Source organism: Vibrio sp. 9-16B-A1, assembly GCF_056726165.1.
The window spans coordinates 1-21785 of record NZ_JBSDZD010000020.1 but is presented as its reverse complement, the minus strand read 5'-3'; the positions used below and the strand labels follow the sequence as shown (position 1 = coordinate 21785).

28 protein-coding genes are annotated in these 21785 nt (G+C 50.8%); 25 read left to right on the top strand and 3 right to left on the bottom strand.

Annotation, left to right across the window (positions count from 1 at the left end):
• The first annotated feature begins 52 nt into the window (after positions 1-52).
• The 23 genes from ACVB80_RS22445 to ACVB80_RS22335 all read left to right on the top strand — a co-directional run bounded on the left by ACVB80_RS22445 (position 53) and on the right by ACVB80_RS22335 (position 16518).
• On the top strand, positions 53-259 hold the full coding sequence (locus ACVB80_RS22445) for a hypothetical protein (RefSeq protein WP_481083525.1): 207 nt from the start codon (positions 53-55) through the stop codon (positions 257-259).
• A 53-nt stretch (positions 260-312) separates the two neighbouring features.
• Positions 313-645 carry a hypothetical protein gene (locus ACVB80_RS22440; RefSeq protein ID WP_481083524.1) on the top strand — a complete coding sequence of 111 codons (333 nt, stop codon included), beginning with the start codon at positions 313-315 and terminating at the stop codon, positions 643-645.
• A 2-nt stretch (positions 646-647) separates the two neighbouring features.
• The gene (locus tag ACVB80_RS22435) at positions 648-977 is read left to right on the top strand and encodes a hypothetical protein (protein ID WP_481083523.1); all 330 of its coding nucleotides are present in this window, start codon (positions 648-650) and stop codon (positions 975-977) included.
• Entirely contained in the window at positions 958-1482 is a 525-nt protein-coding gene (locus tag ACVB80_RS22430) for a phage tail protein (protein WP_481083522.1), read from the top strand. Before ACVB80_RS22435 ends, ACVB80_RS22430 begins: the two co-directional genes overlap by 20 nt.
• A gap of 10 nt (positions 1483-1492) precedes the next feature.
• On the top strand, positions 1493-1969 hold the full coding sequence (locus tag ACVB80_RS22425; protein WP_481083574.1) for a hypothetical protein: 477 nt from the start codon (positions 1493-1495) through the stop codon (positions 1967-1969).
• A complete protein-coding gene (locus ACVB80_RS22420) occupies positions 1917-2510 on the top strand; it encodes a phage baseplate assembly protein V (protein WP_481083521.1) in 594 nt (197 codons plus the stop codon). Before ACVB80_RS22425 ends, ACVB80_RS22420 begins: the two co-directional genes overlap by 53 nt.
• Positions 2507-2839 (top strand): phage baseplate protein, encoded by a 333-nt coding sequence (locus ACVB80_RS22415; protein WP_481083520.1) that lies wholly within the window; start codon positions 2507-2509, stop codon positions 2837-2839. Before ACVB80_RS22420 ends, ACVB80_RS22415 begins: the two co-directional genes overlap by 4 nt.
• A complete protein-coding gene (locus tag ACVB80_RS22410) occupies positions 2836-3816 on the top strand; it encodes a baseplate J/gp47 family protein (protein WP_481083519.1) in 981 nt (326 codons plus the stop codon). The genes ACVB80_RS22415 and ACVB80_RS22410 overlap by 4 nt, the downstream gene beginning before the upstream one ends.
• Entirely contained in the window at positions 3800-4543 is a 744-nt protein-coding gene (locus ACVB80_RS22405) for a phage tail protein I (protein WP_481083518.1), read from the top strand. Before ACVB80_RS22410 ends, ACVB80_RS22405 begins: the two co-directional genes overlap by 17 nt.
• Complete coding sequence (locus tag ACVB80_RS22400) at positions 4540-5082, top strand: hypothetical protein (protein ID WP_481083517.1); 543 nt, start codon at positions 4540-4542, stop codon at positions 5080-5082. The genes ACVB80_RS22405 and ACVB80_RS22400 overlap by 4 nt, the downstream gene beginning before the upstream one ends.
• Entirely contained in the window at positions 5079-5966 is an 888-nt protein-coding gene (locus ACVB80_RS22395; RefSeq protein WP_481083516.1) for a hypothetical protein, read from the top strand. The genes ACVB80_RS22400 and ACVB80_RS22395 overlap by 4 nt, the downstream gene beginning before the upstream one ends.
• 7 nt (positions 5967-5973) lie before the next feature.
• Positions 5974-6246 (top strand): hypothetical protein, encoded by a 273-nt coding sequence (locus ACVB80_RS22390; RefSeq protein ID WP_481083515.1) that lies wholly within the window; start codon positions 5974-5976, stop codon positions 6244-6246.
• A gap of 77 nt (positions 6247-6323) precedes the next feature.
• Positions 6324-6518, top strand: coding sequence for a hypothetical protein (locus ACVB80_RS22385; RefSeq protein ID WP_481083514.1), 195 nt, complete (start codon positions 6324-6326; stop codon positions 6516-6518).
• A complete protein-coding gene (locus ACVB80_RS22380) occupies positions 6518-7687 on the top strand; it encodes a phage tail sheath protein (protein ID WP_481083513.1) in 1170 nt (389 codons plus the stop codon). Before ACVB80_RS22385 ends, ACVB80_RS22380 begins: the two co-directional genes overlap by 1 nt.
• The gene (locus tag ACVB80_RS22375; protein ID WP_481083512.1) at positions 7680-8168 is read left to right on the top strand and encodes a phage major tail tube protein; all 489 of its coding nucleotides are present in this window, start codon (positions 7680-7682) and stop codon (positions 8166-8168) included. Before ACVB80_RS22380 ends, ACVB80_RS22375 begins: the two co-directional genes overlap by 8 nt.
• 66 nt (positions 8169-8234) lie before the next feature.
• Positions 8235-8798, top strand: coding sequence for a phage tail assembly protein (locus ACVB80_RS22370; protein ID WP_481083511.1), 564 nt, complete (start codon positions 8235-8237; stop codon positions 8796-8798).
• A 112-nt stretch (positions 8799-8910) separates the two neighbouring features.
• On the top strand, positions 8911-11634 hold the full coding sequence (locus ACVB80_RS22365) for a phage tail tape measure protein (RefSeq protein ID WP_481083510.1): 2724 nt from the start codon (positions 8911-8913) through the stop codon (positions 11632-11634).
• 2 nt (positions 11635-11636) lie between these two features.
• Complete coding sequence (locus tag ACVB80_RS22360; RefSeq protein ID WP_481083509.1) at positions 11637-12005, top strand: phage tail protein; 369 nt, start codon at positions 11637-11639, stop codon at positions 12003-12005.
• Positions 12002-12205: a hypothetical protein gene (locus ACVB80_RS22355; RefSeq protein ID WP_481083508.1), complete on the top strand. Its 204-nt coding sequence runs from the start codon at positions 12002-12004 to the stop codon at positions 12203-12205. Before ACVB80_RS22360 ends, ACVB80_RS22355 begins: the two co-directional genes overlap by 4 nt.
• On the top strand, positions 12205-13179 hold the full coding sequence (locus ACVB80_RS22350; RefSeq protein ID WP_481083507.1) for a hypothetical protein: 975 nt from the start codon (positions 12205-12207) through the stop codon (positions 13177-13179). The genes ACVB80_RS22355 and ACVB80_RS22350 overlap by 1 nt, the downstream gene beginning before the upstream one ends.
• Before the next feature lies 1 nt (position 13180).
• On the top strand, positions 13181-14422 hold the full coding sequence (locus tag ACVB80_RS22345) for a tyrosine-type recombinase/integrase (RefSeq protein ID WP_481083506.1): 1242 nt from the start codon (positions 13181-13183) through the stop codon (positions 14420-14422).
• Between the two features lie 71 nt (positions 14423-14493).
• Entirely contained in the window at positions 14494-14784 is a 291-nt protein-coding gene (locus ACVB80_RS22340) for a MarR family transcriptional regulator (RefSeq protein ID WP_481083505.1), read from the top strand.
• An 882-nt stretch (positions 14785-15666) separates the two neighbouring features.
• Positions 15667-16518: a hypothetical protein gene (locus ACVB80_RS22335; protein WP_481083504.1), complete on the top strand. Its 852-nt coding sequence runs from the start codon at positions 15667-15669 to the stop codon at positions 16516-16518.
• A 35-nt stretch (positions 16519-16553) separates the two neighbouring features.
• Here ACVB80_RS22335 and ACVB80_RS22330 read toward each other — a convergent pair whose 3' ends face one another.
• Complete coding sequence (locus ACVB80_RS22330; protein ID WP_481083503.1) at positions 16554-17132, bottom strand: phage antirepressor N-terminal domain-containing protein; 579 nt, start codon at positions 17130-17132, stop codon at positions 16554-16556.
• A gap of 322 nt (positions 17133-17454) precedes the next feature.
• Positions 17455-17640 (bottom strand): hypothetical protein, encoded by a 186-nt coding sequence (locus tag ACVB80_RS22325; protein WP_481083502.1) that lies wholly within the window; start codon positions 17638-17640, stop codon positions 17455-17457.
• Positions 17641-17869: 229 nt separating this feature from the next.
• Between ACVB80_RS22325 and ACVB80_RS22320 the strand changes: the two genes are divergently transcribed.
• On the top strand, positions 17870-18175 hold the full coding sequence (locus ACVB80_RS22320) for a hypothetical protein (RefSeq protein ID WP_481083501.1): 306 nt from the start codon (positions 17870-17872) through the stop codon (positions 18173-18175).
• Between the two features lie 290 nt (positions 18176-18465).
• Positions 18466-19902, top strand: coding sequence for a BNR-4 repeat-containing protein (locus ACVB80_RS22315; protein WP_481083500.1), 1437 nt, complete (start codon positions 18466-18468; stop codon positions 19900-19902).
• Positions 19903-20361: 459 nt separating this feature from the next.
• On the opposite strand, the gene ACVB80_RS22310 is transcribed toward ACVB80_RS22315, so the two are convergent.
• On the bottom strand, positions 20362-21348 hold the full coding sequence (locus ACVB80_RS22310) for an endonuclease/exonuclease/phosphatase family protein (protein ID WP_481083499.1): 987 nt from the start codon (positions 21346-21348) through the stop codon (positions 20362-20364).
• Between the last annotated feature and the right edge of the window lie 437 nt (positions 21349-21785).

Here is a 21785-nt window from a genome sequence, read left to right as displayed (position 1 = left end):
TATACAGGTGTATAAATAACTGTATGGATAAACAGTGTTGCAGGGGTGGGTTATGAAAGTCTCATTATTCGTGTTTGGATTTTGCTACGTTACCTATTTATTAATCGAGGTTTCTATCCCTGTTATGGGGGAGCAGATGAAACCCGGGCACGTATGTGCATGGCAGGCATCCGGCGAAATTGTTACAACTCAACAGGAAGATGAGTGCGAACGGTATCTACGCAAGCAGAAAGTGATTGACCAGATCCTCAGCAACTGACTTTTATCAATGAAGCCTCCAGCCGGAGGCTTTTTTAATGCGAGAAATTCACTATGCGTTTAGCAGACGGACTTAAGCTGGATATGACGGTTCCGGCAAACGGGACAACGAAAGACGTCCCTATGTTGTATGGCTCTCTTCTGGTGGTGCCGAATATGACGGCTAAGGTGGGCGAAGTGATCTCCGCTCACTGGCGCGGTTACTTTGACGGGCCAATCAAGGAAGGGGATGCTCCGGCGTTCCTGGGTGAGCCAGCCTATTTTGAAGCAGGTGTGTTCACCAAAACGAAACCGACGACCGCTGGCGAAGTGGCGCAGCCGGTTGGGGCCTTTATCGATAACGGGGTGTTGCTGACCGGTGAGCTGATCATTGAGTTTGTAGCCTGATAATGGTCAGTCGGTTTGAATCGGCCCGTGAACTGTTGCGGGCCTCCATTGCTGATTGCTTTGGCCAGTCTCTTTATGTGATGACTCGCCAGGGTGATCAGAAGCCGATCACCGGTTATGTCCGGCGGGATGAGAAAGGCACGCGGCAGGTGCTGCTCCTTCAAACGGATGCGGAGTTGCCTGAAGGCTGCACCACTGTGTATGGCGATAAGCGGTATCAGCTGGTGTTTAAGGCGCCGGTTAAAGTGAACGGAACGGACAGCCAGATCATGCGTGAGTATGTGCTGGTTCAGGAAGGTTCGGGAGCGTCGTGTGAGTGGTCTGAATTCTAGTGGTTCCCGGCTGGTGCTGGATAGTGAGTTTATCCGGCGCTATAGCGCGTTTGAAAAAGAGGTCCCCAAGGCTGTTCAGCGGGCGGTTTCAGCAACAAACCGCTGGCTGCGGGCCGTGACGATGGCAGAGCTGGGCTATGAGCTGAAGATTGATAACAAGGCGCTGCGGTCGCGTTTTCGTACTTATAAGAACGGGCGGATCTCCAAGCTTTGGATTGGTGTCCGGGATATTGGTGTTCACCGTGCAGGTAAACCGGTGCAGAACCGGCTGGGTGTGCGTGTTGGCGCTGAGTTCTATGAGGGCGCGTTTATCTCTCCGATGGATAGCGACGAGCTGCTTGTCTGGCGAAGGCGGGGCAAGGCGCGGACCAATATCGAGATGGTGACCATCGACATTGCTGATGATGTGGATGAGATCGTCGAGAACTATCTTCCGCAGATTAACCGTAAGTTTGAGGAGTTTTTTCACCGTGAGTTCCGATACGTTCTTTCGCGCGCCGCGTGAGTGGGTGGAGCTGGTGCGCTCGCATCTTGAGGGCCGGTTAAACCTGACGGTAGCGACGGTGTACCAGCGTGAAGCGACTCAGCTCAGCGAGACAAAAATCAGCTATCAGGTAGGTGAAGTTGAGCCGGTAAGCGGTTATGCCAATGACGGCCGGCACCTGCATGATATTGAGCTGCGTTTTCTGGTTGAGGTGCCGACTTCTCAGGAGGGCTTTGACCTGATTGCGCTGGATGCTTCCACCCGGATTCAGCGGGAACTGCTCGATCAGTCTTTTGGCTCAGAGCAGGATGTTGAGCCGGTTGTGGTGGTTTCGAATATGCCGAGCCGGTTTGATCCTTCTGTCGGGGTGTTTGCCCGGACGGTGACGGTTCGCCAGCGGATCCGGCTGGGGCCGCTGGAGAATGACTGGCACGAAATAGTGGGGACCTGTGACCATGCTGGGACAGCTAATCAAACATGTGGCTTCGTTGGAGAAGCAGGTTCTTGAGCTTAGGGAGGAGCTGGAAGAGAACAACCGGGCTTCTGCCAATATCATCCGGCTGGGTGTGGTAGCCAGGGCTGATAAAACCACAGTCGATATCAAAACAGGGGATAACCTTGCGAAGGGCATCCCTTTTTTTGTGCTTGCTGCGGGCCGGGTGCGGCATTACCGCAGGCCTACAGTGGGCGAGCAGTGTTTGCTTATCAACCTCGGCAGCGGTGACAACCTGAATAACTCGGTGGCGCTGATGGGGCTGCCATCTACCGCATTCCCTTGCCCGACGGTGGCAGAGAATGAGGTGATGACGGACTACGGCGACGGGATGACGGAGCGGTATAACCTGGATGATGGTTCGCTCACCTGCCATTACCCCGGCGGGGTGAAGATTTACGGTGATACCTGGCAGGACGGTAACTACACAGCTACCGGTGATATTACCGATCACACCCGTTCGATGCAGGCCGACCGTGAGATTTATAACGGCCACGAACACCCTGGCATTCTGCCGGGGCCGGATAAGACCAAGCCGACGGAGCAACAGCAATGATTGGTATTGATCCTCAAACCGGGTTGATGGTTTCTGGTGAGAGTGCGCTGAGCTGTCGTTTTGCCAGGGTTCTGACTACTGAAGTGAGTACCCGGGTGAAGCGCCGTGGTGTTGGGAACCGGGCGGTTTCGCGCCTGGGTAAACAGCAGACGCCAACGGAGGCGATGATTGTTCAGAACCTGACGCTGGAGGCGCTTTCCAAACCGGAGAACGGGCTGACGGATTATCAGGGGATACGCTGTCAGGCGATCCCGACTGACCGGGGTTTTCTGGTGAAGGTGTCCGGCAGCTGGCGTGGTGAATTACCGGAGCTGAGTGCGAGCTTATGACGACGAAACCTAAAGCTTTTCAGGAACCGGACTTTGAGACGCTGCTTGCTGAGTATATCGGGTTCGCTGTTGGCTACTGCGCCGGGCAGGACGAAGCGAAGGCGAAGCAGCTGCGTGAGGCGTTCAATAACCAGGGCGAGCTTTTGGCTCAGGTGACTCAGGCGTTTGTGCTTAAGCGAACGGCGGAGATACGCGAACAGAATCACCAGGCCTTGCAGATGTTCCGTAAGTATGTGAGTGATTCGAACATGGTGGATCTGCTGGCGATGCAGTACAGCATCAGGCGGCAGGTTCTGGAGCCGGAAGATAACACGGTATTCCCTCCCAAAGCGGCGGTAATGGAGTCAGATGAGAGCCTGCTTCGCCGGTTTGATCTGGCGCCGTATCAGTTCCATACCACCGGTACCCGTCTTGGTTACCGCTTTCATGCGTTAACGCTGGATGAGCGGCCAACCATCACGGTGGATTCTGAGCCTGAGGCGGTGACGATGCGGTTCGAGTTTCCTGGCGATGTGCAGCCTGCACTGGTGAAGGATGCTCAGGCACGGATGCTGGAGCCAAACTCGGGCAAGGTGTGTGTTGCTCTGCTTAGCCGGGAACAGCCGGACGGTGTGCCATCTTCTGAGTTGCAGGCCCGGGCCGGGGCGTATCTGAACCGGGATGATATTGCTCAGGAGTCAGATCTGGTCACGGTGAAAGCGGCTACGGCCATGCCGTATCAGATTGCGGTGACGCTCTATACCGGAGCGGATCCCAATACTCATATCGACAGTGCTCATGCTGAGCAGGTGGCCCGGCAGTTTGCTGATAAGGCGCACCGTCTTGGTGGGATCATCGATCGGGAAGAGGTGGCGCATATCTTTTATGAACTGGGCGCCAAACGGGCCAAGGTGCAGCATCCTGCAGCAGATGTGATCTGCCAGTGGGATGAAGCGCCGTATTGTACGGGGGTGACGATTGATGTCCGGGCAGAATAAGTCGTTTGTATCCGTCCAGCCTGATAACCGGACTCTGGTTGAAGAATCACTGGAGTTCGCCTGGAGTGCGGTTATCAATCAAACCGGGTCTCCTTATCCCGATCTTAAGCAGCCAATGCTGACCAGTGAGGAGTTCGTCTCCCTGCTGGCCGGAGAACGTGGCGTTACAGACTGGCAGCCGGATGACTCGTTAGCGAGCAAACGCAAGACAGCGGACCTGGCTTTCGATATCCACCGCAAGGCCGGAACGCGGCACGGCATAGCGCTGGCACTGGACGCGATTGATTGCGATGTGGAGATCACCCCCTGGCACCAGATGACGGATGCGCCGGGGGCTTATCATATTGAGTGTGTGGCTTGGCGCAGAAACTCCCCGGTTACTAAAGAGCTGCATGAGCGCATTTCCCGGCGAGTTACGTCTCATAAGTCTGAGCGCGACACATTAAACCTGGTGATGGCGCTGGGGATAGACAGTGGCTTCACGGCTGGCGGGGTAGCGGAGCAGTTAAACAACTTCTCTGAGTGCGATTTCAACGGAACCATTCAGCCTTTAGCGCCGGCAGCTGTCAGCCTGGCCGTTGCCGGCGCGATGTACAGCACGACCGTTTCTGATGAGTCTGTTCAGGGAACCATTGCGAACCATGCTCATGGCCGGGGCACCATTCATCTTTCTGGAGCACCAATCATGCTTTGTATTTCAGATTTCACTATTGCGGGGGCCGTATGAGTTTACCGCCAATTCAATATACCAACGCCGGGCTGGCAGAGCTTATCAGCGCTAAGAACAATGGCCTTAAAGGGGCTATCAAGTGGCTCAGTGCTGGTGACCGGAGCTATACACCGTCATTTGACCAGCGGGCGCTTAAGAATGAACGGCAGCGCAAAGAGATTCAGGATTGGGAAGATCTTTCCCCTACACAGTTAAGGCTGGCTGCAGTCTTTGATGGACAGGATGAGTATGAGATACGTGAGCTGGCGCTCTGGCTTGAGTCCGGAACGCTTCTTGGAGTTATCTCTGAACCAGGCAAGCTGCTGACATTCAAATCTGAGAACGGTAGCTGGCTGGCGCGCTTCACCCTGGATATTTCCCCGCTTCCGGCCAGCAGCATCACTGTGAACATTGGAAGTAATGACGTGAACCTGTTAATGGCCGAAGAGATGCTGACCTCGGCTATCGCCACGGTGTCACTTGGTACCACTCAAATCAAACTCGCGCATCAGCAAATGCAGCTGAGCGAGAAACTAAGAACGGAGCTGAATAAATGAGCATTGAAACGCGCATTGCTGAGCTGGAGAAAGCGTCGGCGGAGCAGACGGGGGCGAGTCAGGCGCTTTGTCAGGAAGTGTCTGGGAAGATGGGGGAGATTGATCAGAAAGTCGCTGAAGCCCAGCGAAAGTTTGACGACTTTGTTTCTGGGGACTTTGAGCAAAATGTGAATGCTGCTAAGAGTGTTAAGGTGTTCATTGACCCTGTTGCTGGTGATGATGCCAATAATGGTGAAAGTTCATCGCAGAGCATTAAGACCTCTGAGCGATTGAAGAATCTGATAGACAATGACTATGACTATATTCGTGTTGTAGTCAGGCAGGGTACGGTATTTGAGTTGATTCATTACATCAAAGCAAAGCGGGCAATTACCATCGAAAGCTGGAATGCAAATGATGGTGCGACGGAGCGCCCTGAAATCAAGCAAGCCGTTTCCACGTACGCCAATTTTGTTGCGCCCTACGTCTATCTGACTAACGTCAAGGTCAGTACATATCGAGCGAAAGAGAACGAGGTTCTTCCTGACGTATATAAAAACCGTTCTATTTTTGGCTCGCAAACCAAACTACGGATGATCTTCAGTGAGCTGGATATCAACGATAACCAGGTATTCCACATCCATGATGCCGGGTCCGGGGATGATTTCCACCGGCGCTCAGTGAGTTTTTATCAGTCAGGCGTCAGGGTTCTTGCAAGTGCCGCGGGTGTCACCGGTGCTCAGAAGAAACTGTTTTCTCGATTTGGGTCAGCGATTGCACCTCCGGTGGATTTGTTTGGTGTGTACTTTTCTCTTGAGTTAAATGGCCAGCACGCAAACCTGAGGGAGCTGTTGGCTATCCCTGACACCTACGTGATCACCAATCTGAACCTTGATATGGCGTGAGGTCATTATGTTGCTCGATATTAATTACAACGGAAAGCTGTACTATCAACACAAAGAAGAAGACCTGCTTGCATTGGGTGTACCTGCAAGTGTCATTGAGTCCGAAAAGGTTCAGGCAGAGTCTGATCGAGTGTCGGGGTTAAGGCAGGCTGCCTATAAAAAGGAATCCGATCCTCTCTACATGGAGTGGCAATACGACCAAACCGCCGAGAAAGAAAAGGCCTGGCGAGACAAAGTCGCCGAAATCAAAGCCCGCTACCCACTACCATCAGAAACCTGATTAACCGCCATCACCCGGCGGTTTTTTATTACCTCCAAGCCCTGCACCCGCAGGGCTTTTTCATAGGAGCCAATCCCGTGAACCAACAACCTAAACCCCAGGACTACCCAATCAAAGAGCCATTCCGCCTGAATGGCCGCTGGTGGGGACTCTCGGATAAAACCATAGCGCTTTTACCTCAGCAGGCTGTGTTTCTGCAGCAAAACGGCAAGATCGGTGAGCCGGTTGAGGTGAAAGCACCATCCAAAACTTCGGACAAAGAGGGCAAGTAATGCTCGCACCAATCCAGGACTTTGAACTCAACGGCGCGGAAGTCAAAACCATTGAACCGCAGCCAAGTATGGGGCCGTTGGCCCAGACGGTGGTTCACCTTGTCGGTACCGCGCCGGATAAGGCCATCGGTATCGCTTACAACGAGCCAATCCGCCTGTTCAACTATGCCAGCGCCATGGTAACGCTGGACTCTAAAGGCACCCGACAGGGCACGCTGCCAAACTGTGTTCGCTACCTGCTTGAGTACGTGAAGTGTGTTCTGTATGTCACCATCGTAGAGAAGAACGATGATGCTGCGGTAACAGAAGCCAACATCATCGGTGGCGTGAACGGTGCGACTGGCGCCATCACCGGCCTTGAGACAGTGAAAGGCTGTCCGGAAACGCCAACGATCATTGCAGCACCTGGCTTTAATTCCAAACCGGTAGGCCAGAAGCTCGCCACCCTTGGCCGGGATGTTCGTTGCCGTCCGGTGCTCGATGGCCCGAACACCAACGATATGGCGGCCGCAGAGTTCGCCGCTGAGTTTGGCGCTGAAGGTACCGGTGAAGATAAGCTGGCGATCATTGATCCGTGGTTCCTCAAGACTTATGACGGCGCCCAGCTGCTGATGCCAGCTTCCATCGCTCTGGTAGCAGCCATGGCCTCGGTCGAGGGTTACGAAAGCCCGCAAAACCGTGGCGTATTGTGTGATGAGACCTCACGCAATGTGTCGTACAAAATCAACGACAAAACCACGCAGGCTAACTTCCTCAATAAGCACGGCGTGGTGACCATTGCCCGAACCCGTATGGGTGGTTACGCCATTATTGGTAACCGCGCCAACACGGGCCGGTTCCTGAGCCATATTGGCCTGGAAGATCTGATGGCGCGTAAACTGGAAGAAACCAGCCAGCCGCTGATGGGCAAGCAGCTCACGGAAGAGTTTATGACCCAGGTGATTGACCGCCTGACCAACTGGGGCCAAAGCCTGGTGGCAGAGGGCATCATCCCGGTGTTTGAGGCTTTCCTTCACCCGAGTAAAAACAATCTTGAGAACTACACCTCCGGGCGCTGGTTCTTGTGTGTTAACTACGGCCGTTACTCGCCAAACGAGCACATGATCTACGAAATGAGCGTAGACAACGGCCTGATTGAAGCCTGGCTAGAGGAGGTGGTGAATGGCTGATCGTATTCGCATGCGGCTGACGGCGCAGGTTGAAACTGTGCCGCTGATGAACGAGATCGTGGAGTTCACCGCGCCGGAAATCAAAACCAAGACGGCCGCCAATGAAGGCTCTTTTGTGCAGTCGGAAGATGTGGTCGGTATCGAGCCTCTGAAATGGACGCTCAAGGTTCGGGGTGATCATCAGAAAATCCAGAACGCTCTTGGCCGTTACCTGATGGATAACGCGCAGATCAACGTGACCGAGAAAGGTAAAAACACCGACCAGACCAAGTACCAGGAGAACTACTCCCTGTACGGCCCAATCACCAGCATCAAGAAAGATGCGCTGAAGATGGGTGAGAAGCCGACGGTAACTATCGAAGGTACCTGTAAGGCGTACAAGCTGACGGATACTGGTTCCCTGGTGCATGACATCAACATCGATACCGGTAAGACGATTGTTGGCGGTACCGATTTGATGGGTACCGCCGGTATCAGCTGATTCAGTAGCTAACTGTTCTGATAGGCCTCCCATTTGGGAGGTCTTTTTTCTTGTATGGAGCCAGCCATGAAAACCATTTCCACCCTAACATTCTTCACCCGCCCAACCGTGGCCCTGAAAACCATTTCCGTCTCCGAGTTCAAAAAGCTCCCCCATATCGAGCAGGAAGGCACACTCGATCAGAAGCAACTGTTTGAGCAGGGTAAGGCCGCGATTCTGGCCTGTTCGGACGTGAACACCGAGGAGTTCGCCACGCTAACGGTGCCGGACTTCAACCAGCTGTTTAACGATATCAGCGAGCTGATCACCACGCGCAGCGATCTGGTGCAAGGTCAGGCGCTTAACGGTAAATCAACCAGCTTTACGCTGCTGCACCCGTTTGAGAACGAGGTGGGTGAGAAGGTCACAAAGGTTAAGTTCTCGGTTCCGACGGTTGCTCACTCTGAAGCGCTGGCTGAGCTGGACGATCAGCATGAGCGTGAAGTGTTCATGTTTGAGGTGATCACCGGTTTGCAGCGCAGCGATTTTGATTACCTGTCTATCAACGATTACCTGGCGCTGAAACCACAGGTGGGTGCTTTTTTTCAGCAATCGGCGGAGTACTTTCGCCAGCGGACGTTGAAAACCTGATAGACCTTATCCCGATGCACCGTAACACCACAGAGGCAGAGCTTAGGCAATGGCCTCAGGATGTGGTGGTGCGCCGGTACAAGCTGATCCTGGATAAACTCGGAGTGAAATGATGTCCGAAAAAGTAAGCCTGATCCTGGATGCGAGCGTTAACGGTCTGCAAGACATCATCACTGCCACTTCGGCCACTGAGCGACTGTCGGAAGCAGTGAACGAGCAACGTTCGGAGATCATCTCGCTCAACGCTAAGCTCCGCCAAATCAAAGGTTATGAGTCCGCAACACAGCGGGCGGCCAAACTGGCGCAGCAGATGAGCGATGCCAAGGCCCGCGTTGCTCAGCTCAGCCAGGAGATGGAAGAGCACAAGGCTCATACTCAGGGCCTGCGTGTTTCTTACAGCAAAACTCAGGCAGAGATCCGCAGCCTGAACAGCCAGATGAAAAAGGCGTCGGGCGAAGGTGCGCTCGAGCTTAAGAACCGGCTCTATGATGCCCAGAAGCGGCTCGACCTGCTCAATGATGAGATGCATCAGGGCAAGGTGAAAACCACAGACCTGAATGCGGCTTATAAGAAGGCGTCTAAACGGGTCACCGATCTCAGTGCCAGTCAGGATAAGCAGCGGGATAAGCTGCGTTCTCTGGGGGCAGCCCTCAAGCAATCCGGTATAAACACCGGGCGGCTGGGTGACGAGCAGCGAAAACTGGAACGTCGGGCCAACAAAGCGACTGATGCTATCGAGCGGCAGAACAAGCGCCTTAAGGAAATGAGCGCGATTCAAAGCCGGATTGATAAACGCAGCGCTAAGCTGGGTGAAATCGGCAGCCAGGCAACGTCTCTGGCTATGGCCAGTGCGCCAATGGCCGCGAGTATCTGGTCAGCGGTGAAGAACGAAAGCTCATTTGCTGATGTGAAAAAGGTCGTCGATATGACGCCCGAGCAGGCCAGCTCGCTTCGTCAGTGGTCCCTTAAAACCTCAACTGAAACCCCAATGTCGGCCAACGATATCAACGCCATGCTGGCAGCTGGTGGTCAGTCCGGGATTCAGGATATCGGTGAGCTGAAACAGTTCGTGCTGGACTCCGCCAAAATGGGCGTCGCTTTTGATATGGAAGCGGGTCAGGCAGGGGAAACACTCGCCGTGTTTAAGGCCGCGCTTGGTTTGGATCAGCAGGGGGCGATGGGTCTGGCAGGTCTGGCCAACCATCTTTCCAATAACTCCAACGCCAAAGCCCGCGATATTGCCGGCGTAATGGCCCGTCAGGGTGCGACGGCCAAAACCGCCGGGTTCGGGGCGAATGATGCCGCGGCGCTTTCTGCTGCCATGCTCTCAACCGGTATGGGAGAAGAGCGGGCCGCGACCGCATTGAAGAACATCTCTGGCCGCCTAACGATGGGCGGTGCTGCCACCAAGGCGCAGAAAGATGCGCTCAATACCATCGGATTTGATTCTGTCGATCTGGCTTCATCCATGCAGCAGGATGCCTCCGGTACCTTGCTGCAAGTGCTTGAAGCCATCAAAGATGCGCCGCTGGATGAGCAGAGTGCACTTATCACTCAGATCTTTGGTGAGGAAGCCAAAGGCGCGGTAGCCACGCTGGCGGGTAACACCGAGGTTTACCGCAAAACGCTGAGGCTGGCCAAAGAGGGGCAGGATGTTCACATCCAGTCGCTGCAGAATGAATATGATACCCGAATCGCCACATCAGAAAACGGGATCAGCCAGTTCGTGAACAAGCTGAACCGGCTGAGTGTGGTGATCGGCAATGCGCTGTTGCCGGCGCTGAACTGGGTGCTCGAGCCGCTGGGCAACGGTATCACCATGCTGGCGGATTTCGCGGAGGCCAATCAGGGCGTAACCGCTGCCGTTGGGATAGGTATTGCGGCCTTTATGGGCCTGAAAGCGGCCATGCTCGCGGGCAAAGCGGCATCGCTTATCTTTGGTAACACGCTCGATAAAAGCAGGCTGTTCCGCAAAGGGCTCAACCGGGAAACCAAAGAGAGTGGCCGGGCTGCGGCGTTTGCAGCGAAACAGTTTAACCGGCTTAACCAGGCACTTCGCAATTCCCGCGGCGGTGGCGGTCGCACTGGAGGGGGCGGGATTGGTGGCCGCAGGCGTCGTCGTTCTCCCCGTATTCGCTCCCGCAATCCACTGGCCCGGGCCTACAACATGGCCAGCAACATGATGACGGCCAACCAGGGCGCTCTGCCGATTTCGCTGGCTGGTGGTGCTCTTGCAATGACGCCCACTGTCGCCATGGCGCAGGACGCGATAGGCCTGACCGGTGATGTGGCTCAGGGCCTTGGCAAAGCAGGGGTTGGAAAGTTGCTTCGCCCACTGGATATGGCGATCTCCGCCGGGAACATTGCATCAGCGGCGCTTCAGGGCGATGCCAAAACCGCAATCACGGAAGGGGGCGGCCTGCTCGGCAGCATGGGCGGTGGCGCTCTTGGGGCGACGATCGGCACCATGATTTTCCCGGGTGTTGGTACCGTTGTTGGTGGCCTTGCGGGGTCATTACTGGGTGATCTTGGTGGTGAACTGCTGGGCGGCTGGTTTGGGGACAAGCTCGACTCTCCGGATGACAAGCTGATGGCCTCTGAGCAGGTCTCTGAAAAGCTGGTCGAAAAGGAGAAACGGGAAACACTGGTCCGCCAGACACCTAACGTCACGTTCCAGACCGAAGTCAGCGTTCAGGCCACACCGGGCATGAGCGAAGAAGAGCTTATCGCTCAGGCTACCACACAGATCCGTCAGCAAATGGCCGAGCAATACGGCGAGATGACGGGCCTCACCATAGAAGATTCCATCAACGTATCCGCAATCGACAGGGGGTAACCATGCACCACCTGGTGATCGGCGAATTTGTCTTTTCCGTGGGTAACAAAACCCCGATCAGCAAGTTCAGCCGGACCACGGCGGGCGCGTTCTCAGAAGTCGGGCTCATCGATAACGCCCGCTCTGAGCACACCGGCCGCCCGCTCGAAATCATCGACATCTCCGCCAAATGGCTGCAGTACGGCGCCGCCGAATCAGTGCAGGCCATACGGGCACTTATCAACGAACCGCAACAAGTCAGCGACGGCCAGGGCTACAACCTTGGCCGCTGGACCATTAAACAGCTCAAAGAAGGCCGTAGCGACCTGATCCACAACGGTCAGGCCATGGTCACCGATGTGACGCTGCAGCTCATGGAGTACAGGGAATGAAAGCCAACGCCAGAAAGGGAGAGCTGATCACCGATCTGCTCTTTCGTCACACCGGGCAAGACAGCGACGAGCTCGAAGCCCGGTTCTACGAACTCAACAGCCACGTTCGTGGCGACGTCTTCACAGAAGACACTACGGTGACCATACCGGACGCCAAATCCATCAAACCAAATCAAACCGTTACGAGGTCATGGGACTAATGTTCAAACTGATCGGGACACACAGTGAAATGATGATGGAGCGCCTGAAATCCTGGCGCCTGTCAGACGGCAACGGGGTAGAGGGTGACAGCCTTACCCTGCACATCAACTCAGACGACATCGACGGGATCCCGCCTAAAGGGGAGATATACACCGTCTATCTGGGAGACGTCCTGCGTGATGAGTTCCAGATCTCCAAACGCACCGTAAACCTGCACCCGCGTGAAGTCGTGCTGGTGCTGTCGGTCGCGCCATTCAGCATCAAAGATGAATCCGGCTACCGCGAGCGCCGCTCAGCGAGCTGGGATGACACAACCCTCGGCCAGATCGTTGCCGACACTGTTACCCCACATGGGTTCGAAGTTTTCGTTCACCCGAGATTACAGAAAATCCAAATCGCGCATATAGACCGGACCGACGAAAGCACGCCCTCATTCCTGCATCGTCTGGCCAAGCTGTTTGATGCCGTGGCCAAGCCGGTAGATGGCCGCTTTATCTTTGCCCCAAAAGGTGAGGCCCGGAGCGCGAGCGGTAAAGCGATCGAGTCCGTGATCTTATCTCAGCCAGGCGGGAACAACCCGCAGCTGCCCAATTTCATCAACGTGAGTATCGACCTGGACGGCCGGAGTGACCACAACGGCGTGAGGGCGTTTTATCTCTCCACTGGTGACGGCAGCCGGCAGGAAATCAAGCTGGGTTCACCGCCATTCAAAACCATAGGCAAAGACAGAAACAGCAGGCAGGAAGCCGAGCAGGCCTGTGCCGCCGAACAGCGAAAAATGCAGCGGGAAGGGCGCAAGCTGACCATAGAAGGCCCGCCAGATCCGCGCGTGTTTGCCGAGGGCCTGATCATCCTGGACCAGACATTCCCAACCGCATTTCAGGGCACCAGTTCAGTAGACACCGTTTCGTTCTCTGGTCAGGGCCTGCAACCAAGACGCATGACCATCAAAGCCACACTAACAGGAGAGTAAGATGATCCGCCGGAATACCAGTATTCACCAGCCAGCGACTGTGCGCTGTAAGATTTCTGATGCGCAGATCCGTAAGTACGCAAAAATGCCCGCGGTGAAGCAGTTGAAAGATGAGCGTGCTTCTCTGTACCTGCGGTTTCGCAAGAACAGGGAGCAAGGTTCGTGGATCTTGATGGAGTACAAAAATGGAAAGCAACAGCCGCACGTGATCGGGAAGTATCCGAGCCTGTCAGTTGCACACGTCTTCGATGTGGTGAGCCACTTTCTTTCAGACTTATCGACAGGAACCCGGGCTCATCACAATGAGTTTCAGACGGTTGATGAGCTGTTGGTGTGGTACCTGGACAGGGAAACGCGAGCAGGACACCTGGCAAGAGAACGGATCATTTCGCTCAAGTCGATGATTGAAGGCCACTTGATACCGCATCTTCATGGTAAGGCCATCGCGGACTTACAGCACAAGGATGTAGAGAAGCAGCTGATGAAGCCACTCAGAGAAGCCAACTACTCGATCAACTACATCCGAACCATCTTTCAGGCTATGAAGGTAGCGTTTAACAAGGCTAAGAAACTAAGGCTGTTAAGCCACAATCCGCTGAACGACATGACACTGACGGATTTTGTCACGGCCAGGGTGGAGGTCAGAGGATGCAGGCTTCGCCCGAGTGATACAGGGAACATACTGCAAGCCATGGATGAAGCAGATCCTTTTGCCCGAGTACTCGCATTGATGATGCTCAGTCACGGTACCAGGATAGGAGAGACGCGCTTGGCCAAGTGGTGCCATATCTGCTTTGTGACCAAACGCTGGACCATTCCAAAGAGCAATACTAAAACCCGGCGTGAGATTGTCTATCCGCTTACTGATGAGATGGTTGCAGTACTGCAATCGTTCAGGGACTGGCAACTGGAGAACAACTACAAAGGGAACAACGTATTTCCGCTTAGTAAGCGTGATAAAGAGCCGGTGCACAGAGTACGTGCAACCGAACTGGTACGGTCCATTGCCAAAGGCCAGTGGTCTGCTCATGACCTGAGAAAGCTGGCACGCACTATTTGGGCTGATATCGGCATTGACTACCTGGTAGGGGAGACATTGCTCAACCATGCCAAGGGAAAGCTGGATCAAGCCTACATTCATACACACATTGAACTGCAGAAGTCAGAAGCCCTTAAAACCTATCATCAGTGGCTAAAAAACTGCTGGCGAACATGCTACCAACCTGCATTTCAAAAAAGTTAGCTCCTTAAAATGATCTTTAAGATCAATCAACAACCGAGATCTCATACACCAACACAGCGGGTAGTTATACGATGGCTAAAATCACGCATAAACGAGATATAGATCACAATTTAATGGCGGCCGCGCAGGCCGTTCCGCATCAGGTGCGCCTGGTCAAACTGAGCAAGACTCAACTTAAGGTATTGGACTCGATCCGAAGGGGAGAAGAAGTGACAGCGCAACAAATCGCTGAACGATGTGATTTGTCGGCGAGTTGGTCCAGTTCTCTTCTAAAAATGATATGGGAGAGGGGATATCTTAATCGGGTGGCAGCTGGCTGTGATTTTGGAGGATTGGAGTATTTTTATAAATTAATCGATTGAGCTCTCAAAATGGGTTATTTACTGAGCAATGGTCGACGATATACTAATCCTACGTTGTGCTAGCGTATTGATGAATATTAATGACAAAGAAGACATCAGTATTTCATATAAAACCCCACGACTTTTTCAAGGTCTATAATTCCCTTCCGCCCACGTTCACTAACGATGAATTTATAAACAAAGCTCAGGAACTCCTCTCGCTAGAACCGGGCCGGAAGCAAGTACAAGGCTACTTGCAAACTCTTGGCTTTAAGTCTTCTGGCACCAAGGAAGAGCAGCACAATAAAGCTGCCGTTCTATGCCGGAACTCAGAGCGTTGTTTCTTAAGAAGAAAGTCCAAGCAAGCTAAGATCGAATAGGTTCTTCTGGAGCCTACAGGCCTGCAAACGCCCCTACACCCCGCGAAATGAAAATTTTTCGGGAACCTAAGCCACCACCACTACGGTGATGAAAGTAAAAACGCTTCAAAGCAAGTACGTTTGCGTGAGCCGTAACGCTATTACCTTTGTAAAGATATGCCTGTTAGAAACAAATGGGAATGAAGTGTAGGTAAGGTTTAGCTGTACTAGCTTCAGTATGATTTGATCAGCAAGGCTCATTTTGATATCTGTCTTGTAAATGCATTAATCATGATCAATTGGTTCTACTTGTGAGCGTAGTTGCATTGAACTGTGATTCATTAGATGGTACTGTACGACCCGACTGTCCAATGCTACTGCATGTAGGTACAAATTTATGCGGTAGTGTTGATAAAAATGTTCCTAAATTTATCGAGAAAGGAATAACAAACTAACAAGTTGGCTGTTTTTTAAACGCTCTATTAATGTTGTTACGTGATGATTTAGGAGCTGTTTGCATTCCTTTTATATGGGCTTTATATCAATGATAAAACATAAAAATATTGTTCCACTTACATTGTCTTTAATATGTCTTTCGGTACCTGCTTTCACTCAAGCAGCAGAAACCATTACTTACATTCCTAAGATGGAAGCACGATTACCAGTATATGGTTATGATTCCCACGTTGGATATGAGCGTAGTTCAATAAAAGGAAGTATCGACTTCAAAGGGACCTTTAAAACAATTTCTAAATTATGTATAAAACTGAAGGCGTATCAAGCATATGATACTTCAGCTCCAAGAGCTAGGTATAGATTTTCAACAGATAATGCACGTCCACGTACTCAGGTTGAAGCTAGCGTTTACGTAGAAGATTGGGTACCATTTAAAAACGTCGTTAAAACAAAGTGTATGTATAGTACGAACCCTAGAAACTCTCAAGATAAGTTTCTAAAGCTTTTAACAAAAAAAGGATTTTGGGATTTTAGAATTTTCACATATAACAAAACCACTATATATGAAGATGTTTGGTTTGAAATAACAGGCGAAACAAGTACTACGGGTGATAATATTGTTCTTGATGTGTCAGCGAATACCCTTGGCACGCCTGGGGCTGGTGATTTATATAAGCATACAGTTGAGAAATCTATTCCATATAAGATTTCTATCATAGAGAATCTGTCTAACCATGATACTAAACAAAATGGTACACAATTTAGAAGTGTAGGTGTGGCCTATCTGGATGCCAATAGAGATAAACGTATTTCTGTTGTCAATCAAGGGGATGTAGCCACGGTTACAACATCTGATGGTGAGATGCAGTTCTTTGTCATTGATGACGACCTTGAAAATAGTGGAACTATTAGAGTTAACATCAAAGATGCAGCGTTATAATTGATAGAAAGGCGCCATCCGGCGCCTTTCTCATATCACCTATACCCAATCCGACTCTGCAACAACTCCGCCAACCTCTGATTGGCCGTCTGCGCAATATCCGCCAAATCATTCACCGAAAACAATCCAGGTTCCTGAAGCAGCTCCGGGATCTGCGAGCACTCAAACACCATTGCATCATCACCAACCGGCATGCTTGATACAACGCGGCCATTTTCGAGAGTCATAAGGAGTCGGGTGGTTACGCGCTGGGGCGCAGGAGCGGGGAGGGTGTTGTTGTTCCAGTATTGCCAAAGGACATCATCGCATTCGTTTTGGTATTGGATGACTATATCGCGTATTTCTTTGCGGACTTTATTTGGGTGAAGGGTCTGCAGCCAGCCGAACAGCTTACGCAGTGGAATACAACCGATCTCATTATGTGGATCTATAGAGGGTATGTTCATCATGAACATACCCCAGCGCTCGCTATTAGTTCGAAGCTTTCTGGCTTGGGTTCCCCAACTCATTCCCATGCCTTCAACAATAGGTTTCATTGGGGTGTATGGTTCGCCTTTATGTTCCACGATTATCAGGTTGGATCCATGGAAAGGTACAGATACTTGTTTAGGCATATTAGCCTCCTCGGGATGCAATGAGATCATCACCACACAACGAGACCAACCATTGGGTGGTGAACTGAGCAAGATTGGTCTTACCGCTCCCAAGGTTACGGCGCGCCGAAGCGCTCTCACTCAGCCCACCATAATTTGGATGCGCAGAGGCAGCACATAAAAAAACCAGCAAAAAGCTGGCGTCTATGCGCCTTGGGAAATCGCGGGAGACCAATCCCGTCACTGGATTTTGCCAGTGAGTTTTGATTATGGCGTTACGACTTTAAAAAATCAACTAGAGTGACAATAGAATTAATCCCGGCAATGGCCGGGATTATGCTGCTTACTTACGTTTACTATTTGGTGTTCGTTTTACTCGAACCCATTTGCTACCTTTCTTTGTTGTCGGAGGCGCGTTTTTATTATCTGCAACAGTTGCAAAGTTATCTTTTTTGCCTCCGCGTGGGCCAACTTCTTGATAAATCCCACCATCGGATCCAACGTTTTCACCTGGTTTATACATTGTCATGCTTAAGTACTCCATTAGTTCTAACTTTATGATGAGCACTCCATGTGGTGTTATTAAGTCCATTTAGCACAATATATAGTGTTTCATTGTATCTTGGAAGGTGATGTTGCATATGAGGGAGATTGATCACATAAGTCATGTAACATTATGGGGGATTACATAGGTTGATCTTAAGTCCATAGTTGACCTTTTCCTTGATTAATAGATATGCCTGTATAAATATACAGGCATGCAGGCAATACGATACAAACTAAACCAGAAACGCTTCATCCCCGAAGAGGGCAGAGACCACCTGCGTGCTTTGAAACGTGATGGTGAGAGCTACAGCGAGCGCTTTGGTGGCTTCATGAACGAGTTCCGGGCCAGAAGGTTTCAACTGGTCAAGATCATCGACGTGGCCGCCTACACGCCGGACAATACCGACATCAACGCATGGATTGACGTTCCTGATGGCCACTACGTTGTGGGTTGCTACTACAGAGAGAGGCTCTACATTGTGCTCCGGAACGAGCAGCCTGTGTGGTTTAAGCTATAGGGTTAACGATAAGTATTTAGGCGTTTAATAAAACAAATATGAGGTCAGTCTAATTCCCTAAAGTTAATTTAGTAAATAATGAGAAATGTAAGCTAACTAGGATTGCTTTTGACTTTTCTAAGTTAGAAAAAACTCATGTATAACAGAGCGAAAATTGATAAAAATATAGATAAAATAAACATTTGGAAAATTATGACTAAGGTCTCATATTTGGTTTTCTTTCATTGATTTCAATATGTTGAATAATGAAAATCCGTCGCTCGTTTTGATTTATAAAATGGCTGGGAAAAATGAATAGTAAATTGGGCTTTTTGGCTGCTTCACTTACTCTATTAATGAGTGCAGGCGCTCAGGCTTCATCATGTAATGTGGTAGACAACAGCAATGTCTTGATAAAGGATCGAGAGACTCATTGGTCTAACCTTGCGTTATGGTGGCAACCATTAGCGGTCTCGAACGGCAAGACTTATGCTGCGTTTGCTACTAAAGCAAATAAGATGGATTGGCCTTTGTTTGAACATACAAAGGATAATTTAGGAAGGTACAACACGATAAATCTTGCTGTAGTAGATGGAAACAAGAAGTTGATTGCAGACAATCCATTCTACTATATGGAAAACGTGAAATATCTAAGTGGGCGGGAGCCACACTCACCTTCTGCTAAGCCCGATAAAGTTGGCCACAACCAAGTGAGTATCGCTGTTGATGGTCGTGGTAACGTTCATGCATTCGGTGATATGCATAGTGAGGAGTGGAACTACTTCAGAAGCACTTCAGACAAGCACACCCTTGAGTGGAGTAACTTGGGGATTTTGAATGGGAAGAAAGCAACTTACCCTATATCGGCTACTGCTCCGAACGGTGATATCTATGTGATTTTTAGGGATGTTACGGTAGATGCTTACCCATATACTCGTTTTGATTTACAAATGATGCGCTGGGACGTGAATGCTGAAAAGTGGCGTTTCATGGGGACTATTGCACGGCACAGTATCAGCTCGAGCTTAGGGACTGCTGTGTACCCGGATGATCTTAAGATTGACCCTAACGGAGATGTCCATATTTTATTTGAATGGGCAAAACGCGGGCCTCGTGGTGAAAGAAGTTATGGAAGTTACGTAAAGTATGATGTATCAGAAAACAGATACTATGCTGCGAATGGAAAGCCTGTTAATGTCCCGGTTAGTTTGAATAACAAGGATATTATTTATCAAGGCCTCAGGAACGGTGTTGAGTTCGGTGATAAGGACATCCAAGGCTCTAAATTAGCTCTTTATAATGATAATGGGAAGTACAACCCAAGTATTGCGTACCGCATGTTCGATAAAGTTAGTGGCACTAAGGAGGGGTATAGGGTTTATAGGACGCGTTACTCCAATGTATATAAAGGGTGGACTACTCCAACTCTAATTGACTCCCGAATCACATCCGCAGGGGTTGCTCATACTCATGATGGAGACCGCGCCAGGGTTTATTATACCTTGGATAAGGGTGAAGCGACTAGTTGCGGAAGATTAGTAATGGCGGAGAAAAATAAGACGACACTGCCAGCATTCACTAAATTTCCGATTAAGTCGTCAGCCAATACTGATCGCGTACAGGCGGTGACGGGGAAAGATCACGACACGGTGTATGTTGCTGACCAATGTGATGTAAGCCGTTCCCCAGTATTCCAGTGTACCGGAAAACTAAACGTATTTACTGTGCCGGATAACTTCGGCCGGTAAGCAAGACTGCAGATCCAAGTTTATCATTTGTAACTCGTAGATTTGCTCAAGATATTAGGACACCATTCAGAGTGCTGGAAGGTGTCCTTTTTGTTCATTAGTAGATCTCAAGCGTTTAGAATGTTTATGCCAAAGACTGCATGAAAGGCCCGAAACAAAACTACTGTATATTACCCTCGTTTTACCCTCATTTTACCCTTTTCTTAACGCTGGTCCTTGTCGCCTTATTCACTTTAACGAGATTTCAGTCACTATAGTTAATGGCTGTTCGTTGTTCTACAGGGGGTTACATTGGTTCTGGTGAATGACTAGTCATTTTCTAGAGGGTGGAGGATGTGCCACAGAAACGGAGACGCCCACCGAACAAAGGTGGGCGTTTTGCGTGTATAGCGAGTAAGACTTGCAGCGTTAGCTACAACTTAAAACTAGTTCAAAGGTCCGAATAACGCAAATTGGGCCCTAATCTGAGATAGTAAAGGTCGCCAGCACTGCCCGGTGGTCACTGGGCCAGATGTTCTCTGGTGTTATAAGAGGGTCGTCAGGATTGCCCGGAACAGCCAGGCTTCGGCTGACCTCCTGAGAGGGGCCAACTAAAGTGACGTTTTCGAGTTTCAGTCCCGGGGCGGGGCGATAAAAAACGAAGTCAATTCTGTCACGTTCGTCAGAAGCTGGTGCCCAGGTGAGCTTTTCCATTGGAACGTCTGAAATATAAGCTGGGTAGGTGATCCCCGGATGAGTGACCGGATCAGGAAACAGTTCCCGCCAGCAGTCTGTCAGCCCGGCGTCCTCGATCATTTTAAGTGTGGGCCATTCGATAACGACTTCATGATGGTCATAGTGAGAGCCGGTTTGTTCAATCCAGTCCAGGTGCGATGGCTCATTCAGATCTCCGGCTACAAAAATCAGCCGCTCATCATGGTTATCCATGTCAGCAACAATGTGCCGGATAGCATCCGGCCTTTTGGAGTGCATGCAGTCCTCGGTTAGCTGCGATGTGTCGGTTACCGCTTCATCGAGCTTTGCGAAGGTTGAGCCACAGTAGCCGCGTACCATATAAGGCGCACAGTTTTTGTAATCCAGATGGGCACTGTAAAACACGACTTCGCGCCCGTGAACATTAATAACGGCAGATGTCACTGAACCCCGGTCGTTTTTGAGCGGATAGATCCTGCTCTGTTCCAGGATGGGGTATCTGGACAGCAGTCCGGAGTCCTGGCAGCGCTGAGCATAATAGTTAAGTCCACGGGACCTGAGTGCTTTAATCAGACGCTGATCAAAGCGTGTTCCGTCGTAATTACGCCATTCGCTGATTGCAACGAGGTCTGCATCACTTCGGGCAATTTCATTGACGATGGCGTCAAATCCTCCGGGAACAATGGTCCCTTCCTGCCAGACGTTGAACTGTAAAACTTTAAGTGTGAATGATGTGTCAGAGCCAGTTTTCATAAGTAGTTACCTGATAAATCCAGGGAGGTAAAAAGACAAGTTTTCGGAGAGTGTAAAAGTGTATAACTCTCTGCAATTGAACTTACAGAAACGGCGTTTCAAAATATATGATCAATATCTGATATTTATAAAACAAAAAGCACGATTACTGTTTTATAAGGCCTAAAGTCGTTTACAGTGGCGCTTCTTTACCAACAAAGCACCTGATATATACCGGTAAGCCGTTGGGAGTTTATTTACCCACGCGCTGGCGGATCCCCTCATAATTCTGTCATCCCACAGAAGTGCGTTAACCGTTGATATTCTATGATTGCCCACCGGTATTGTTGCTCTCGAATGTGGTAGCGTCGATGCTTCCGCACTTCTCGCCCTAGTCTGGGAATTGAGAGTACACGCCGGTGTTTAATAGTATTGGCCTGGAAGTCCCACTGCCATTT

What these genes read in the sequence shown, in the direction of transcription:
- ACVB80_RS22395 (WP_481083516.1), top strand. Translation starts at nt 5,079, where the DNA reads ATGAGCATTGAAACGCGCATTGCTGAGCTGGAGAAAGCGTCGGCGGAG.
- ACVB80_RS22365 (WP_481083510.1), top strand. Translation starts at nt 8,911, where the DNA reads ATGTCCGAAAAAGTAAGCCTGATCCTGGATGCGAGCGTTAACGGTCTG.
- ACVB80_RS22335 (WP_481083504.1), top strand. Translation starts at nt 15,667, where the DNA reads ATGATAAAACATAAAAATATTGTTCCACTTACATTGTCTTTAATATGT.
- ACVB80_RS22360 (WP_481083509.1), top strand. Translation starts at nt 11,637, where the DNA reads ATGCACCACCTGGTGATCGGCGAATTTGTCTTTTCCGTGGGTAACAAA.
- ACVB80_RS22370 (WP_481083511.1), top strand. Translation starts at nt 8,235, where the DNA reads ATGAAAACCATTTCCACCCTAACATTCTTCACCCGCCCAACCGTGGCC.
- ACVB80_RS22320 (WP_481083501.1), top strand. Translation starts at nt 17,870, where the DNA reads ATGCAGGCAATACGATACAAACTAAACCAGAAACGCTTCATCCCCGAA.
- ACVB80_RS22445 (WP_481083525.1), top strand. Translation starts at nt 53, where the DNA reads ATGAAAGTCTCATTATTCGTGTTTGGATTTTGCTACGTTACCTATTTA.
- ACVB80_RS22435 (WP_481083523.1), top strand. Translation starts at nt 648, where the DNA reads ATGGTCAGTCGGTTTGAATCGGCCCGTGAACTGTTGCGGGCCTCCATT.
- ACVB80_RS22310 (WP_481083499.1), bottom strand. Translation starts at nt 21,348, where the DNA reads ATGAAAACTGGCTCTGACACATCATTCACACTTAAAGTTTTACAGTTC.
- ACVB80_RS22420 (WP_481083521.1), top strand. Translation starts at nt 1,917, where the DNA reads ATGCTGGGACAGCTAATCAAACATGTGGCTTCGTTGGAGAAGCAGGTT.
- ACVB80_RS22315 (WP_481083500.1), top strand. Translation starts at nt 18,466, where the DNA reads ATGAATAGTAAATTGGGCTTTTTGGCTGCTTCACTTACTCTATTAATG.
- ACVB80_RS22330 (WP_481083503.1), bottom strand. Translation starts at nt 17,132, where the DNA reads ATGCCTAAACAAGTATCTGTACCTTTCCATGGATCCAACCTGATAATC.
- ACVB80_RS22350 (WP_481083507.1), top strand. Translation starts at nt 12,205, where the DNA reads ATGTTCAAACTGATCGGGACACACAGTGAAATGATGATGGAGCGCCTG.
- ACVB80_RS22405 (WP_481083518.1), top strand. Translation starts at nt 3,800, where the DNA reads ATGTCCGGGCAGAATAAGTCGTTTGTATCCGTCCAGCCTGATAACCGG.
- ACVB80_RS22415 (WP_481083520.1), top strand. Translation starts at nt 2,507, where the DNA reads ATGATTGGTATTGATCCTCAAACCGGGTTGATGGTTTCTGGTGAGAGT.
- ACVB80_RS22375 (WP_481083512.1), top strand. Translation starts at nt 7,680, where the DNA reads ATGGCTGATCGTATTCGCATGCGGCTGACGGCGCAGGTTGAAACTGTG.
- ACVB80_RS22440 (WP_481083524.1), top strand. Translation starts at nt 313, where the DNA reads ATGCGTTTAGCAGACGGACTTAAGCTGGATATGACGGTTCCGGCAAAC.
- ACVB80_RS22355 (WP_481083508.1), top strand. Translation starts at nt 12,002, where the DNA reads ATGAAAGCCAACGCCAGAAAGGGAGAGCTGATCACCGATCTGCTCTTT.
- ACVB80_RS22410 (WP_481083519.1), top strand. Translation starts at nt 2,836, where the DNA reads ATGACGACGAAACCTAAAGCTTTTCAGGAACCGGACTTTGAGACGCTG.
- ACVB80_RS22340 (WP_481083505.1), top strand. Translation starts at nt 14,494, where the DNA reads ATGGCTAAAATCACGCATAAACGAGATATAGATCACAATTTAATGGCG.
- ACVB80_RS22390 (WP_481083515.1), top strand. Translation starts at nt 5,974, where the DNA reads ATGTTGCTCGATATTAATTACAACGGAAAGCTGTACTATCAACACAAA.
- ACVB80_RS22345 (WP_481083506.1), top strand. Translation starts at nt 13,181, where the DNA reads ATGATCCGCCGGAATACCAGTATTCACCAGCCAGCGACTGTGCGCTGT.
- ACVB80_RS22325 (WP_481083502.1), bottom strand. Translation starts at nt 17,640, where the DNA reads ATGACAATGTATAAACCAGGTGAAAACGTTGGATCCGATGGTGGGATT.
- ACVB80_RS22400 (WP_481083517.1), top strand. Translation starts at nt 4,540, where the DNA reads ATGAGTTTACCGCCAATTCAATATACCAACGCCGGGCTGGCAGAGCTT.
- ACVB80_RS22380 (WP_481083513.1), top strand. Translation starts at nt 6,518, where the DNA reads ATGCTCGCACCAATCCAGGACTTTGAACTCAACGGCGCGGAAGTCAAA.